13 protein-coding genes are annotated in these 16,950 nt (G+C 43.0%); 12 read left to right on the top strand and 1 reads right to left on the bottom strand.

Going from position 1 to position 16,950, the window contains the following annotated elements; all coding sequences use genetic code 11:
* Positions 1-27: 27 nt before the first annotated feature.
* The gene (locus F9817_RS16960; RefSeq protein ID WP_329604817.1) at positions 28-1,221 is read left to right on the top strand and encodes an amino acid aminotransferase; all 1,194 of its coding nucleotides are present in this window, start codon (positions 28-30) and stop codon (positions 1,219-1,221) included.
* 243 nt (positions 1,222-1,464) lie between these two features.
* Complete coding sequence (gene trhO, locus F9817_RS16955; RefSeq protein WP_161157346.1) at positions 1,465-2,445, top strand: oxygen-dependent tRNA uridine(34) hydroxylase TrhO; 981 nt, start codon at positions 1,465-1,467, stop codon at positions 2,443-2,445.
* Between the two features lie 113 nt (positions 2,446-2,558).
* Here the strand turns inward: trhO and F9817_RS16950 are convergent, their stop codons facing one another.
* Complete coding sequence (locus tag F9817_RS16950; protein ID WP_161157345.1) at positions 2,559-3,494, bottom strand: LysR family transcriptional regulator; 936 nt, start codon at positions 3,492-3,494, stop codon at positions 2,559-2,561.
* A 313-nt stretch (positions 3,495-3,807) separates the two neighbouring features.
* On the opposite strand from F9817_RS16950, the gene F9817_RS16945 reads away from it, so the two are divergent.
* From F9817_RS16945 to F9817_RS16900, 10 genes are all read left to right on the top strand, one after another.
* Complete coding sequence (locus F9817_RS16945; RefSeq protein WP_161157344.1) at positions 3,808-5,325, top strand: ABC transporter substrate-binding protein; 1,518 nt, start codon at positions 3,808-3,810, stop codon at positions 5,323-5,325.
* Positions 5,326-5,382: 57 nt separating this feature from the next.
* On the top strand, positions 5,383-6,300 hold the full coding sequence (locus F9817_RS16940; RefSeq protein ID WP_161157343.1) for an ABC transporter permease: 918 nt from the start codon (positions 5,383-5,385) through the stop codon (positions 6,298-6,300).
* Between the two features lie 12 nt (positions 6,301-6,312).
* Complete coding sequence (locus F9817_RS16935) at positions 6,313-7,218, top strand: ABC transporter permease (protein WP_161157342.1); 906 nt, start codon at positions 6,313-6,315, stop codon at positions 7,216-7,218.
* A 12-nt stretch (positions 7,219-7,230) separates the two neighbouring features.
* A complete protein-coding gene (locus tag F9817_RS16930) occupies positions 7,231-8,223 on the top strand; it encodes an ABC transporter ATP-binding protein (protein WP_161157341.1) in 993 nt (330 codons plus the stop codon).
* Complete coding sequence (locus F9817_RS16925) at positions 8,223-9,050, top strand: ATP-binding cassette domain-containing protein (RefSeq protein ID WP_161157340.1); 828 nt, start codon at positions 8,223-8,225, stop codon at positions 9,048-9,050. Before F9817_RS16930 ends, F9817_RS16925 begins: the two co-directional genes overlap by 1 nt.
* 84 nt (positions 9,051-9,134) lie before the next feature.
* Positions 9,135-10,547, top strand: a complete 1,413-nt coding sequence (locus F9817_RS16920) for a M20 family metallopeptidase (protein WP_161157339.1) — start codon at positions 9,135-9,137, stop codon at positions 10,545-10,547.
* Positions 10,544-11,557 (top strand): M20/M25/M40 family metallo-hydrolase, encoded by a 1,014-nt coding sequence (locus F9817_RS16915; protein ID WP_161157338.1) that lies wholly within the window; start codon positions 10,544-10,546, stop codon positions 11,555-11,557. The genes F9817_RS16920 and F9817_RS16915 overlap by 4 nt, the downstream gene beginning before the upstream one ends.
* A gap of 502 nt (positions 11,558-12,059) precedes the next feature.
* Entirely contained in the window at positions 12,060-14,240 is a 2,181-nt protein-coding gene (locus F9817_RS16910) for an EAL domain-containing protein (RefSeq protein WP_161157337.1), read from the top strand.
* A gap of 71 nt (positions 14,241-14,311) precedes the next feature.
* The gene (locus F9817_RS16905) at positions 14,312-16,216 is read left to right on the top strand and encodes a sensor histidine kinase (protein ID WP_161157336.1); all 1,905 of its coding nucleotides are present in this window, start codon (positions 14,312-14,314) and stop codon (positions 16,214-16,216) included.
* Positions 16,217-16,361: 145 nt separating this feature from the next.
* The gene (locus F9817_RS16900; RefSeq protein ID WP_161157335.1) at positions 16,362-16,832 is read left to right on the top strand and encodes a NanQ anomerase/TabA/YiaL family protein; all 471 of its coding nucleotides are present in this window, start codon (positions 16,362-16,364) and stop codon (positions 16,830-16,832) included.
* Positions 16,833-16,950 lie beyond the last annotated feature (118 nt).

The following is a 16,950-nucleotide window of genomic DNA, read 5'->3' as shown; positions in this document are numbered from 1 at the left end:
AGAGCCTAGTCAGTAAGGAGTATGACTGTGTTAGAACATGTGAGCCCATATGCGGGCGACCCTATCCTGTCTTTAATGGAAAAGTTTTTCGCTGATGAGCGAGACGGTAAGGTCAATTTGAGTATTGGACTCTATTACGATGGTGAAGGAACTATTCCGACACTGGAATCTGTAAAAGCTGCAAAGCAAACTCTGAATAGCCAACCTGAAGAACCATGCATTTATCTACCAATGGATGGTGTGCCAGCTTATCGCAGTGCTGTGCAATCGTTGGTATTTGGCGACAATCATCCAGCAGTCAACGCACAGCGCGTAGCAACAATCCACAGTTTAGGTGGTTCTGGTGCATTGATGATTGGTGGTGATTTCTTAAAACACTATTTCCCTGATTCCAAAGTTTACGTCAGCGACCCAACTTGGGAAAACCACCACGCGATTTTCCAAGGTGCAGGTTTCGAGACGGCGACTTATCCATACTTTGATAATGAAACGAAGATGTTGAATTTTGATGGTATGTTAGCGGCTCTTTCAACACTACCCGCTAAAACAATTGTGTTATTGCACCCATGTTGTCATAACCCAACGGGTGTGGATTTGAATACCGCACAATGGGACAAAGTGATCGATGTGGTTGTTGAACGTCAATTGATTCCATTTTTTGATATGGCTTATCAAGGATTCGCCGAAAGTGTTGATCAAGATGCGTATGTGATTCGTACATTGGCAGAAAACACCACAGCGACGTTTCTTGTTAGTAACTCATTTTCTAAAACATTTTCTTTGTACGGTGAGCGCGTCGGTGGCTTATCGATTGTTTGTGAGAATGCGGACGTTGCGGCAAATGTACAAGGTCAGCTCAAAGCAACTGTGCGCCGTAATTACTCAAGCCCTGCTAAATATGGCTCGCAACTGGTTACTGGCGTTTTAGGGTCAGATTTGAAAGCCAAATGGCTAGCAGAAGTAGAAGAAATGCGCGCCCGTATGAGCGGTGTTCGTCATGCACTTTATGAACGGTTACAAACGCTTTGTCCAGAAAAAGACTTCAGCTTCCTAGTGAAACAAAATGGTATGTTCAGTTACACGGGCTTTAGTGAAGCACAAGTGGATGCACTACGTGAAGAACATGGCATCTATTTAATTGCTAGTGGCCGTATGTGTGTTGCTGGTTTGAATGAAGCGAATTTAGAAAAAGTAGCGACTGCATTTGCTGCCGTTGCATAATTATACCAACTCTCTTCTTGGTATGAATGGCGACCTATTGATTAGGTCGCTTTTTTATTGTTTATCATCAGGCGATTATCTTATCTAGTCGGTTAATTCCCTGCATTTTGTATGCTTTTAAATACCATTCTTTTCATTTAACCCCAAACTCTGTCTGTGTTTGTCACCTCTTCAGTAGGCTATACTCCGCACAAATCACCCATTAAGCACTGGATTTACGCTCCAGAACGCTGAGGAAACACCATGACAGATTACGTTGTATGCGCATTATATAAGTTTGTGCGCCTTGAAAATTACGTTGAATTACGCGAACCTCTTAAAGCACTGATGGAAGAACACGAAATTCGTGGCACCTTGCTGCTTGCTTATGAAGGCATTAATGGCACGGTGGCTTCAAGCAGAGAAGGTATTGATGCTTTGCTAGCTTGGTTTAAACAAGACGAACGCTTGGCCAACATTGTTTATAAAGAATCGCATGATAGTGAGCAGCCTTTCAATCGTACTAAAGTGAAGTTGAAAAAAGAGATCGTGACTCTGGGCGTAGAAGGCATTGATCCTCGCCACGTTGTCGGCACTTACGTAAAACCTACTGAGTGGAACGATCTGATTTCCGATCCTGAAGTATTTGTGGTTGATACTCGTAACGATTACGAAATTGAAATCGGTACGTTTAAGCACGCAGTCAATCCGAAAACAGAGACTTTCCGTGAGTTACCAGAGTATGTTGCGGAAAATCTTGATCCAAAGAAACATAAGAAAGTGGCCATGTTCTGTACTGGTGGCATTCGTTGTGAGAAATCCACTGCCTATATGAAAGAGCAGGGCTTTGAAGAGGTTTATCACTTAGAAGGTGGCATTCTTAAATATTTAGAAGAAGTCCCTCAACAAGAGAGCCTTTGGGAAGGTGACTGCTACGTATTTGATGGTCGTGTGGCTGTGAATCATCAGCTAGAGAAAAGCGATTATGAACTGTGTAAAGCATGTCGTTTACCGATTACTCAAGAAGACATGGAATCGGATGCCTTTGAAAAAGGGGTAAGTTGCCCGAAATGTATCGATAAACACACGGAAGAGCAGAAAGCGCGTTTCCGCGAGCGTGAAAAACAAGTGCAACTGGCATTAGCACGTGGTGAGACTCACGTCGGTGGTGAAGCGGATAAAGTCATCGCTAAGCGCCGCGAAGAAAAGTTAGCGCGTAAAGCTGAGCAACGACAAACTAAATAACTGATTGAAACATCAGCCCCTTAATTTTCCTAAAGGGGCTGATATACCCGATTAACCTCAAGATAGTGTTTCAGCGATTAGCGATCGCTCATTTTGAGGTTATTTAGGTATCGTTAATCGTGTTCGGGAATCGCACTATTGCTTTGGCGCACTTGTTCAATAACAAAGTCGCTAAACGAGCTGACCGCTTTGGGCAGGGTGCGTCCCGCAAGCACTTGAACTTCTAGATTACGAATCCCCATACCTTTATCGCTAATCGGTATTACTTTTAATTTATGATGCTGCGACATCAAACGTACCGATATTTCCCCAGCCAGTGAGATACCTGCTCCAGATACGGTGTACTGATTCAGTGCCGCCATATAATTACTGGTAAAGGCTGGCTCGTACTCTAATCCCTGCTGACTGGCGCAAATATCAAACAACTGACGTATGGTGGTATCGGCATAGGGCAGGGCAAGTGGATAGGCACAGATCTGTCGAAGAGAGACGCGTTTTTTATTCGCTAAAGGGTGATTGTTAGGAATCAGCGCTCGAATAGGGGCTGGTTGAGAATGGATCACGCGGATATTCGGGACTGGGGTTAAACTAAATGCTAATCCAATATCGGCCTCGCCATTTTGAATCGCTTTAGAGATGTCTTTGGGAGAGTAAACATCCACTTGGAAATGTATCCCGGGAAATTTTTCCTGATACTCTTTGATGCAGAAAGGCAGAAATTCCATGCTAAAGCCTTCTGTAGAGGCAATAATCACTTTCCCTTTTTCTAAGCCCTCTAAAGCATCTATTTCCCCCATAACTCGGTTTGTCTCTAAAGATACCTTTCTTGCATAGGCTGCAAGCAATTCACCAGCCGCACTAAGTGTCATTCCACGTGATCTTCGTTCAAATAATGGGGTGTTTAATTGTTCCTCTAGTCCAGATATTTGCCGACTAATCGCGCTGCTTGCCACATTTAGGTGCGTTGAGGCCTCACTGATGGACCCAAATTTTGCCACTGCTAAGAAGTAACGTAGGGATGGTGCGGTTAAATGATGTATCAGTGCCATAAATCCTCCGTGATTCTCACCATTTTGGTGCCCGTTTTTGAAGCAACTTAATTGCTGAATCGGCAATGATTTGTTGCCAAATTAATAATTGTGGCAATGCATTTATTACCATAGTATGAAATGAAAGTGAATGGTTAAGGTTGGCTTAAAGAACCTATAACTGACTGTTTTGCCATGACTAACGACCCTTAACTGTTCGCTTTTTTACGCTCCCATATAGCGTCGTCTTATCGGAAGGTTGTCTATTCATGCAACAATAGCCGATATGTGCAAAGGGATGGATTAACGAGTACCCAAGTATAAGGAAATGCTTATGTCTCTGGTTAAACATGGACTTTCACTTTTAATCGCCTCTACACTCGCAGTAAGCTCTACCAGCGCTTTTGCTGGCAAATCAGACGATACTCTCACGTATGCCTCTAACAGTTGGCCAGAAAATATTAGTCCTTATCACAATAACCTACGTGAAGGTGTGATCTTAGGTCACTTGGCATGGGATACCCTCATTTACCGCGATCCTGACACCGGTAAATACAAGCCGATGCTGGCGACTAAATGGGAGTGGAAAGATCCCACTCATTTAGTTTTGAATTTACGTAAAGACGTGAAGTTCCAAAATGGCGATGCTTTTAGTGCAGATGATGTCGCGTTCACATTCAATTATGCGCTAGACCCAAGTTCTAAAGTTGTGACCTTGCAAAATATTTCTTGGATTAAACATGTTAATAAAATCGACGATTACACCGTTGAATTTGAGCTCAATAAACCTTTCCCAGCGGCGATTGAATACCTAGCGGGTCCTTTACCTATTTATCCAGAGAAATACTTTAAAAAAGTCGGTTTAGCTGGCTTTGATAAAGCACCGATCGGTACTGGTCCATACCAAATTACCAAAGTAGTGAATGGTCAAGAAGTCGATATGGTGAAAAACCCGCACTACTTTAAAGAGAGCCCAATTGGTCAACCAAAAATTGGCAAAATTAAATTTGTGTTGATTCCTGACCCTGATACCCGCGTAGCGCAGTTAATGACAGGTCAAGTGGATTGGATTTGGCGTGTACCGTCGGACCAAGCTGATCAGCTTAAACAGATGCCAAACGTCGATGTGCTTAGTAGCGAAACCATGCGGGTCGGTTTCTTAACGTTGAATAGCCGTAAAGCCGATTCACCGTTTAAAAATGTCAAAGTACGTGAAGCGGTAAACTATTCCATTAAGCGTAAAGCACTCGCAAGTGCTTTGGTTCGTGGTGGTAGTCGACCTTTAAGTGCACCATGTTTCCCTGACCAATTTGGTTGTGAAGCGCAAGATGCGGTGCAATATCCATATAATCCGAAAAAAGCCAAACAACTGTTAGCGGATGCAGGCTATCCAGATGGGTTTGATACCGATATTTATGCGTACCGCGATCGTGATTATGTTGAAGCGGTCATTGGTGATTTACGTAAAGTGGGGATTCGCGCCAAGTTGCACTACATGAGTTATGCCGCGCTGCGTGATCAAGCTCGCTCCGGCAAAGTACCAATGGCCTTCCAAACATGGGGCTCTTACTCGATTAACGACGCCTCTGCGATTGTGAGTGTCTACTTTAAAGGTGGTGCAGATGACGAAGATAAAGATCCTCAAGTAATTAAATGGTTGGATCAAGCGGATACATCAACGGATCCGAAAGAGCGTCAAAAACTGTATGGTGAAGCCATTCATAAGATCACCAAAAATGCGTATTGGGCTCCGATGTTTACTTATTCAAGTAACTACGCCTTTACCAAAGATCTGAATTTTAAAGCCTACCCCGATGAGCTCCCACGTTTTTGGGAAGCAAGCTGGAAGTAGAGTTAGCCTTTTGTTGCTAACAAAGTTGTAAACGTGACTTCAGGGAAGGAGATTCACATGTTGAAATATATGTTACGTAGGTTGTGTATGGCGATTGGCGTCGCTTTCACCGTATCCATAGTGTGCTTCATGCTGCTGCATTTGTCGGGGGATTTAGCGACATCTATTGCAGGGCCTGAAGCAACCGCAGAACAAGTGGAACAAGTAAGAATTCAGTTTGGGTTGAACGAGCCTATCTTAGTTCAGTACTTTCACTGGTTATGGGGGGCATTACATTTCGACTTTGGTAACTCCTATTATTTCACTGAATCAGTGAGTGACCTTGTCACCGAACGTTTACCTATCACCATGACGTTAGGAGGTATCGCTCTGGCGGTAGCCACGTTTATTGCGATCCCTCTTGGAGTTGTGGCAGCCATTAAACAAGATACTTGGATTGACCGTTTAGCTCTGGCTATCGCCGTTTTAGGGCAGGCTATGCCGAGTTTCTTCTTTAGTCTGGTTCTCATTATTATTTTTGCTGTGACACTGCATTGGTTACCCGTTGCAGGTAATAGTTCATGGCAAAATTTCGTGTTACCCGCGGTTGCTTTAGGGTATTACGCGACCCCTTCCATCATGCGATTAACACGTACCGGAATGCTCGAAGTGTTAGGGTCTGATTATATTCGTACGGCTCGCGCTAAAGGAATTAGCGAAACCAAAGTGGTGTTAAAACATGCCTTGCGTAATGCAGTGATTCCAGTTGTTGCATTGTTAGCCGTTGAACTGGGTTTTATGCTCGGCGGTTCTGTGGTGGTGGAGTCTATTTTCTCCTTACAAGGATTGGGGCAACTGGCTTGGGATTCGATTTCTCGTAACGACTATCCTGTTGTGCAAGCCATTGTACTGATTATCGCCTTGTTTTATATCGTGCTGACATTCTTGGCTGATATGCTCAATGCGGCTCTTGATCCAAAATTACGCATCGCTTAGACAAGGAGGTCAATGATGTCTGCAACCGTTATGAATACCCTAGAGGGCGCCATGCCAGAAATTCCGCCATGGCGTAAAGGATTGAACCGAGTCCTAGGTCACCATAGCTTAACGCTTGGAGCAGTACTGTTACTGGTTATTTTATTCAGTGGATTACTGGCGCCTTTGATTGCGCCACATGATCCGTATGCTCAAGATGTCACACAGCGAATGATTCCGCCAGTTTGGCAAGAAAAAGGCTCATGGGACCACGTGTTGGGCACGGACAAACTTGGCCGTGATTACCTAAGCCGTTTACTGTATGGTGCGCAAATCTCCATGATTATCGGTTTAGCGGCGGCGCTGCTTTCCGGTGTGATTGGTACCACACTTGGTATTATCGCTGGTTATTTTGGTGGTAAAACCGATTCCTTTATCAGCTACTTAATTACGACGCGTCTATCCATGCCAGTCATTTTGGTGGCGTTGGCAATGGCCTCTTTAGTCGGGGGATCATTGCAAATGGTGATCATCTTGCTGGGGGTGTTGCTGTGGGATCGTTTTGCGGTTGTTGCCCGGGCGACAACGCAACAGTTACGCGACGCAGAATTTATTGCTTCGGCAAAAGTGCTAGGAGCATCGACACCTTACATCTTATTACGTGAGCTGTTACCGAATATTTTGAGCCCTTTGATTGTCGTTGTTACCTTAGAAATGGCACACGCGATTTTACTTGAAGCGACACTCTCTTTTCTTGGCTTAGGCGTACAACCACCGCTACCTTCATGGGGGTTGATGGTGGCCGAAGGAAAAGCGTATATGTTTTTCCAACCTTGGGTTATTGCTATTCCCGGTATCGCTTTAATGGTTCTCGTCATGGCAATCAACTTAGTGGGTGATGGTCTACGTGACTTGAACGCACCACAAAACCGCAGTTAATCAGGAGGCAGTATGGCAGAGACAATTTTGGATGTCCGTAACTTACAAGTGAGTTTGCCAACGGCAAATGGCCCCCTTAATGCGGTACGAGGTATCGACTTTACCGTCAATCGCGGTGAGATGCTCTGTATTGTGGGGGAATCCGGTTGTGGTAAATCGATGACATCAATGGCCTTGATGGACCTGTTACCGAAAAAAGCGAAGTGCACTGCAGATAAAATTGAGTTTTTAGGCAAAGACTTACTAAAAATCCGCAAGAAAGAGCGTAATGCCTTGCGTGGATTAAATATGTCGATGATTTTCCAAGAGCCGATGACGTCGCTGAATCCGTCATTTAAGCTGGGCGACCAATTAACTGAAGGGATTATGGCCCACAAGAAAATCAGTCGTCAGCAAGCTAATGAGCGTGCATTGTATTTATTAAAACGCGCAGGCGTTCCTTATCCAGAAGAGCGTTTAAATCAGTATCCGCATGAACTGTCTGGTGGTTTACGTCAACGTGTCATGATTGCTATGGCATTGATGTGTGAACCGGATTTAATCATCGCCGATGAGCCGACCACTGCACTGGATGTGACGATTCAGGCGCAAATTCTGACCTTGATTCGCGAACTGCAACAAGAGTTTGGTACTGCCGTTATCTTTATCACGCATGATTTGGGTGTGGTTGCGCGTATCGCTGACCGCGTGGCAGTAATGTATGCCGGACAGATCGTGGAAACCGCGACAGTTAAAGAAATTTATTCTCAGCCTAAACATCCGTATACCCGTGGATTATTGAGTTGTATTCCTATTCCGGGAAAGACAAAGCCGGGTGAAGAGTTAGCGACAATTCATGGTGTTGTGCCAAGCTTGATTGGTAAAACTCAAGGGTGTGCGTTTGCTAACCGCTGTGAACAAGCCATGAGCCAGTGTCGAGAATGTAATCCGCAGCTGGAAAAACGTGGTCAACAACATTGGGTTCGCTGCCCAATCACCTTATACCCTGTTAAGGAGGCGTCATAATGGACTATGCGCTCGAACTGTGTGATCTGACTCGTCACTTTGAAGTCAGCAAAGGGATGTGGAAAGAGAAACGTCAATTCACTGCTGTTAATAAAGTGAATTTACGTCTACGACCTGGTGAAGTGCTGGGGCTAGTGGGCGAATCTGGTTGTGGTAAAAGTACCTTGTCGAAAATGGTATTAGGGTTACTCGCACCTAGCGAAGGCAACGTATTAATTCATGATAAAGAAATCGATTTAAGTGACCGAATGGCGCTGGCAAAAGTCATTCAGCCAGTCTTTCAAGACCCATATTCATCATTGAATCCACGCAAACGTGTGAAAGACATCATCCGTTTACCCTTGGTTTTGCATAAAATGGGTAACAAAGCGACGCAGGAAAGAGAAGTAGTGGATATTGCGCGTAAAGTTGGTTTGCCCGATCGCTTACTGGAACAGTTCCCCGGCCAGCTTTCTGGTGGGCAACGGCAGCGTGTTGCTATCGCTCGTGCCTTGATTTTAAAACCGAGTATTTTGATTTGTGATGAACCGACCTCTGCATTAGATGTTTCGGTACAAGCACAAATTCTCAATTTATTGATGTCATTGAAAAAAGAGCTTGGGCTGACCTATTTATTCATCAGTCATAACTTAGCCGTGGTGGAATACCTTTCTGATCGGGTCGCTGTTATGCATCAGGGGCGTATTGTCGAACAGGGTGAACGTGCCCAAATTTTTGATGATCCGCAGCATCCCTACACTCAAACCTTGTTGGCGTCTATTCTGACCCCCGATCCTGACTTAGGTCTGCCTGATCCACAATCTTTAGTCTGGTCCAAAGCCAGCTAACAAGCTTTACCTATTTTCATTAGATTAAAAGGCGTTCTGCATCATGCAGAGCAGGGCGTCTTCGTGCCTAAAAAAGGAGTGTTTATGAGTCGACAATTAGCTATTGATAGTGTTACTGAGTATTTTGACTCGGGCGCGTTTTTCACCTTGTTGTCTGAACGGGTTGCGATCCGTTCGGAAAGTCAAACGCCAACGGGGTATCCTGCTCTTGCCGTGTACCTTGAGCAGCAGATGATTCCCTATCTTAAGCAAATGGGATTTAGCTGTGAAATTTTTACTAATCCCGGTGCTGATGACCCACAAGCTTGGCCTATTTTGGTGGCTGAACGGATTGAAGATCCTGAATTACTCACGTTATTAACCTATGGGCATGGCGACGTGGTACGTGGTTATGATGACCAGTGGAAAGAAGGCCTTTCGCCATGGCACATTGTGGTGGAGGGTGACTTTTGGTACGGACGTGGCACTGCTGATAACAAAGGGCAACACAGTGTTAATTTAGCCGCATTAAAAACTTTGTTAGAACTGAAAGGTCAGTTAGGTTTTAACGTCAAAATTTTATTTGAAATGGGGGAAGAATCGGGGTCTCCAGGTTTAGATTTGTTTTGTCAGCAAAATAAAGAACGCTTAAAAGCGGACCTATTTATTGCCTCTGATGGGCCTCGCGTTGGCGCTCATTATCCCACTCTTTTTCTAGGTTCGCGTGGCTCATTTAACTTTGAGTTGGATGTGTACGCTCGTGAAGGTTCACACCATTCTGGTAACTGGGGAGGGTTGCTGTCGAACGCAGCGACTCGGTTGATGAACGCGTGGAGTTGTTTAGTTGATGAAAATGGTCGTATATTGGTGCCTAAGTTATTGCCTGAAAGCTTGCCAGAATCAGTGCGTGATGCAGTAAAAACCATTCCTGTTGGCGCTGGTGAGCATGACCCCAAACTCTCGTTAGAATGGGGTGAGCCTGGGCTAACACCAGCCGAGCGCGTCTTCGGTTGGAATACGCTGGAAATTTTAGCCTGTACTGCAGGAAACCCTGATGCTCCAGCTAACGCTATTCCGGGCAGTGCTAAATTGTTTGGTCAAATTCGTTATGTGGTCGGTAGCCAAAGCGATCATTTTATCGAGATTATCAGTGAACATTTAGCGCAGCATGGCTTTGACGATGTTAAAGTGTGTGCGTCACGTGCTTCACAAATGGAAGCTACCCGTCTAGACCCTGATGACCTTTGGGTTGAGTGGGCGAAAGACTCGATAAAAAGTACGACTGGCGAAGATATTTCTCTGATTCCCAATTTAGGTGGCTCATTACCTAATGCCACGTTTGCTAATACGCTAGGGTTACCGACCTTGTGGATTCCACATTCTTATCCAGCTTGTTTGCAGCATGGGCCTAACGAGCACTGTTTAGGCAGTGTCATGAAGCAATCACTGCAAATCATGACAGGCGTGTTTTGGGACCTCGCCGAACAAGGATTACACATTAAGGAGCAGCGTCAATGATGCAAGAAAACATGAGAGAGTTCGTTACGAACTGGTTAGCTGATCAACGCCAATCGATGACGGAACTGTTGAAAGAGTTCGTCAATATAGATTCGTATAGCCATAACGATGCGGGACGTTTAGAGATCGCAACACGCTTGCATCAAGAATTAGTCGACTCAGGTATCGACGCACAATTATTGACGACTCACGACACCTACTCAGTCAAAGCATGTGTTGGCGACAAAACTCAAGCGCCTCTGGTATTGTCGGGCCACTTAGATACTGTATTTCCGACCGGCGAAGTAGTAAAACGTCCGTTTACTCAAGACGGCGATAAAGCGTTCGGTCCGGGTGTTGCTGACATGAAATCAGGCATTGTCATGAACTGCTTTATTCTCAAAGCGTTTCATCAGTATCAAAAAGAGTCGGGTCAGCCTCTGCCACTTCAGTTAATGCTCTTAGCAACCAGTGATGAAGAGATTGGCTCACCGAATGGGCGCAAAATTATTGCTGAGCATGTCGAAGGGGCCAAAGCGGTATTTAATGCAGAACCCGGACGCATTACTGGCAATGTTGTGAAAGCCCGTAAAGGGGGGAGCACTTATACCTTTGATGTGACTGGTCGCGCGGCACACGCGGGCGTCTGCCATCAAGATGGGATTAGTGCTATTGGCATTCTCGCCAATTTAATTCAATCAATACATGCGCTAACAGATTACGATAAAGGGATTACCACCAATATCGGTTTAATTTCGGGGGGAACCACACCGAACACCGTCGCAGAGAAAGCAAGTGCAACTCTGGATGTGCGTTATTTAACGGCTGAACAAGGTGCATGGCTGGAACAGCAACTTGAAACTTGTGTTAATAATGCTCTGATCGATGGTGCGACCATTGAATGGGAGAAAAAAGTGGGTTTCTTACCCTTCGAAGAGCCGATGAGTCGCTCACTACTGAGTTTAACCTCAAGATGCTGTTTCAGCGAGAATATATTCGCTCTTAGGCAAGGCACTGATTTGAAGACATAGTCATTCTACGTTAAAAATCAGTAACACAGCCTAGGAGCGAATACAACTCGCCCTTTGGGAGCTCATCAACAAACCTATTTCTGCGCCCAATCACGTTGAAAGGGAATGACCATTCCTACCGTGATTGAGCTTGACCTTGGCTCGTTGATGAAGCTCTGAATCCTGCATTTTGAGGTCATTTGGGTATAGTTATCTTATAGCCAAATGATCTCAGAGAGGTGTGAGTAGGCGATGTTCCTACTCATGCCTAAATGCGGTCACTCTTCCGTATATTGTCCTCTTCATTCCATATCTGCTCTGCTCTATCCATCGAATAAATTTGTTATTTCTTAATGTATTGAGAATAAGAAAGTCACAAGGATATACATGAGACAATGGCGACAGTCTCGTTAAACAATGAAAAATATCCGTCATAACCTTAGTGCAATCGGTTTTATACCTATACTACTTAAAGAGTAGTGACCGGACGTTACTCAATGTCGTGGATAAGGAACTTGATTCTATGGGTGATGAAAAATTTATTTTTATGGAAGATCCAACGGATTTTCCGCAAAAGATAAAGACGCATTCAACAATAAAAACAATCGGTAAGATTCTATCTGTAGATGATGATTTAAGTTATCAGCAGTCTCTCCTTTACAGTTTAAGAGACTTTGTTGATAAAGGGGATGTTGAGGAAATATTGACTGCCAATTCTGCCTCTGAGGCGGCGACAATGATTGCTCAAAATGACGAAATTGCGGTGATATTGTTAGACGTCGTGATGGAAGACGATGATGCAGGTTTACGTCTGGTCGAGACTATTCGTAATATTCAAGGAAACTCATTAGTTAGGATTGTATTGCTGACAGGACAACCCGGTGTTGCACCGCGCAAAGATGTCATGCAGAAGTATGATATTGACGAATATTGGAATAAATCAGAGATTGATTATGACATATTAAAAGCGGTGGTTGCCTCTAATCTCCGTTCGTGGCGGTCAATGTATCAGTTAGAGCAAGCAAGAATAGGGCTGCAATTGGTGATAGACGCATCACGGCAACTGGCCAGCCAGTATGATAAAAAGTCTTTCATCCAAGTAGTGCTTAAGCAAGTCGCTTCAATAATTGATGGGGGAGAGGGAGAATCCACTCTCTGTGTCGCGACTCACGTCACCAATGATTCGCTAGAACAGTCTTATGTCCTTGCTTATTCCGGACATGAAAATGTACCTGTTGGCAAGCCGTTACCTCCTGTCTTGCTTGATAAATTCGGTGACTTGTATCAGGAAGCAATATCAGAACATAGCCATAAGTTTAATGATAACTTATCGATTCTCTGTTTTTCTAACGAGCAACAACAATCTAACTGCTATTTTATTCTGGCAGAGGGACAGCAACCTTTAAGTGAATATAGCATTCACCTTTTACAAGTGTTTGGTGAAAATATCAGCTCTGGATTTATGAAAATTGCACTTATAAACCAACTTTCTAATCTCGCCTATTTGGATTCAGAACTGCAAATCTATAACCAGAACTGGTTATTACGTGAATTGCAAAACATGAATAGTGTTGACCGGAATAATACGCAATTAGTCATCTTTTCCATTGATAATTTTGATTCGCAAGCCCTGACTTTAAGTGAAGACTCTTTGCTTCAGGTGATTACTCATACTTATCATAAAATTTCAGAGTTATATCATCACCCCATGGCATTTAGCCGGATTGAATCGAGTATATTTTCTGTCTTATGTAATAAGAATGAGGCTATCGATGATAGTGAGCTGGTTGAATTTACCAATCAGATCAATGAGGTTGATGGTGAAATACGTAATTATACGTTAACGATTATTAAAGTTGACCTTTCACATATGTCATCTTTTTCGGCTATGCAGATACTATATCTATCAAAAAGTCTGCTTTATTACGCACGTCAAAAAGGCGTCGGTTTTATGGCCTATGGTGCTTGGTATCGTGAACGATTATTAACGGAATATCAGATTCTTAATGATTTAAAAGCAGCCATTGAAGAAGATGAATTTTTTCTTGAACTGCAACCTAAGATCGATCTTCACAATGATCGGCCAGTTGGTTTAGAGGCGCTGTTACGTTGGAAAAAGCAAGGAGCGGTGATTCCTCCAGACACCTTTATTCCAATTGCCGAAAATTCAGGCATTATCACTAAATTGGATGCGATTGCGCTAAATTTGACGTTAGAGGCAATTAAAGCGCTAGGAAAACACGGTTATAAATTGCCAATTTCATTTAACGCAACCGTGAAAGATTTATATGAATCTTCTTATATACAGCTTATCGAAGATGCCATTGCCGTTGAACATATTGATCCAGAGTTACTTGATGTCGAAATTACCGAAACTCAAGCCATGGATTCTTACGCCAAAGTTAATCCTATCTTAGAGCATTTACATGATTTACATGTACACGTCAGTATCGATGATTTTGGTACGGGTTATTCATCACTGGCACATATCTCTAAATTAGCCGCAGATACGATCAAAATTGATAAAACATTTGTGACGAATCTGAGAGAAAACAGAGCTAATCAACAGGTTGTTGAGTTGGTGATTAATCTTGCTTCACTGTTTAATTTTTCAGTGGTGGCTGAAGGTATTGAAACGCAAGAAGAAAAAGAAACGTTATTGAAAAAAAGGGTGCCATATCGGGCAAGGTTTCCTCTATGCTAAGCCAATGCCATTAGGTCAGTTAATCGATTGGTTAAAACAACATCAACCCCAAGATATCGTGGGCTAGCATCATGCAAGTTGATAAGTTATCAAAACCGTATACGCGAAGCTATACCTTAATTCTTTTTATTTTAGGAATGATGGGGAGCGTTATTCTTGGGTGGACGATTTATACCATCAACGTCAACAAATATCTTGATAGTATTATTCAGGTTCAACAAAAAGATATTACGCAATCACTGGTGATTTTTAGTCATGAAATAAAGAGTATGGAAGATACAATTAACCTTCTTCATGATACGCCTTCCATGCAGTCTTCATTAAAGCTTAATTCGCCATTAAATAGAGAGCTGGCAGAGAAAACCTTTGTTTCGTTTATTAAAACCTATGAGCCATTGATGCAGGTTCGATGGTTAGACAAGCAAGGTAAAGAACAAGTCAGGGTTGATGGGAAAGGTGGTGATGCCATCGTCATTGATGAGAAGAATCTTCAGGATAAAAGTAACCGCTATTATTTTTCGGAGGGTATAGCAGCAGATAAAGGTGATGTTTATCTGTCCGCGTTAGATCTTAATATTGAACATGGCAAAATTGAAATACCTTACCGGCCGACGATTCGTGTCACGTTAAGAACGGATGCTGATGATCATTTAAGATCTGGTTTATTTATTCTCAATTACGATATTGGCGCATTACTGAACTCTTTGCGTGAATTTAATAATGAAAAAGTGCAACTACAGATCGTCGATAAGCGTGGTTACTGGGTGATGCACCCAAACAGATCTTATGAGTGGGGGTATGATTTAGACAATAAAAGTAAAAACATTCAGATCATTAATCCTACGGTTTGGCAGCAGATACAACGATTAAATGAAATGAAAAGTATTGAAGTCCCCTCTGGTTTAGTTACTTACAAGTGTAATGATGTCTCTCGGGGATTCTATTACAATAAAGACACCCAGAATTCGAAGTTGTGCTTTATTGCCAATACGCCAAAAAGCATTATTAACGATCAGAAGATGAGCATTGCGATACCTTCGATAAGTTTAAGCGTTCTGCTGTTCTTTTGTTCAAGTTGGGCGATTTCTCGTGAACGGAAAATGAGTATGCAGTTGATTCAGGTGAATCACAAATTGGCCGACGATAAAATTCTGTTAGAACAATCTGCAGAATCGACCCGAAAGTTGTTAACTCAACAGCAGCTTTTACAAGATGATTTAATAGAGTCGGGAAAATTGTCTGCATTAGGAATGATGGTGGCAGGTGTGGCTCATGAGCTTAATACCCCGTTAGGCGCGGCAATAATGGCATCATCAACCATCAAAAAAGAGCATAACGCGTTATCTGAGTCTTTTGTTACGGGGTTGACCAAGAAAGAGTTACAAAATTATATTGAGTCAACTAAAGAGGGCTTAGAGCTTGTTGAAAGTAATCAACAAAGAGCCGCGCAACTCATTCGAAGTTTTAAACGGTTAGCGATCGACAGAGCCAGAGAAGATATTGTTGCCTTCAATGTCGAACAAGTTATCGATGACCTCATAAAAACGTTACACCATCGTTTAAAAGTGGCTAATGTCGACATAGACCTTCATAGCGAAAGTATCGAGATGATGGGTATTCCCGGCATCATCTCTCAGGTTCTACAAAATTTAGTGGTTAACGCTATCGTGCATGCTTTTGAACCTGAAATAGGCGGGAAAGTAACCATTAGTGCAACTTGTCAAAATGAGCGAGTCATTTTACAAGTTGCTGATAATGGTAAAGGAATGCACAGTGATATTGCCGCTAAAATATTCGAACCTTTCGTGACAAGTAAGCGGTCCCAAGGGAGTACTGGGTTGGGAATGCATTTTGTACATCAATGGGTTACGCGTACCTTAAATGGCTCGATAAAAGTAGACTCGGAATTAGGCAAAGGAACGACCTTTGTGATCAATATACCGCAAACCATGACGTTAGTTCTGCCAGACGATTAACAGCATGTCTATAGCCCTTCGGGTGAGATTTAGACATGCTGCCTGATGAAAATGTATTATCTTACACTCGTTTTTGACTTGATCCTGTCGCAAATTACCTTGATAGGTTTATGATGTATTCCAACTTAACCATAGGAATATGCTCATGTTTATAGGAAATATTGCACAACCTTCGTTCCATAACGCGCTGTCTCCAACGTTAGTAAAATTGATTCAACAAGTCACCACTCGTCTTGCTAACGAGTCGTTAGCCAACGGCAAATATGAATTGGCAGACGACAATGCTTTTTTCATGTTAGTAGATGATCAAACGCATTTGATTAAAGAACGTACCCCTGAATGTCATCAGCAGTATCTTGATGTGCAACTGCTACTTGAAGGGGAAGAAACGTTTGGTTATAGCACAGAAACATTTATCGCTTTGGAACAAGACTTCCTTGCAGAAAAAGATTTAGCGTTTAGTAATCAGCTTAAAAACGAACGTTTTATCACGCTAGGTGCTGGGGATTTTGTTGTGTTCTATCCAGGTCAACCACACCGCCCACTTGTTGCTGTTCGTGATACGCCGGCACCGATACGAAAAGTCATTATTAAAGTACATAAAGATATTTTGTAATATTTCTTAGTATTGATGATCCAAAGAAGGTTGATTTCAACCCCGTTCTCCCAATAGACGATACTTTCAATTAGGTATCGTTTTTTATTTATATTCTATTAATTTCATAAAAATATGG

This window comes from Vibrio eleionomae, from assembly GCF_009874545.1.
GTDB classification, from domain to species: Bacteria; Pseudomonadota; Gammaproteobacteria; order Enterobacterales; family Vibrionaceae; genus Vibrio; species Vibrio nitrifigilis.
Note: the sequence above shows the minus strand (reverse complement) of the source record. Positions and strands in the feature narration are given on the sequence as shown.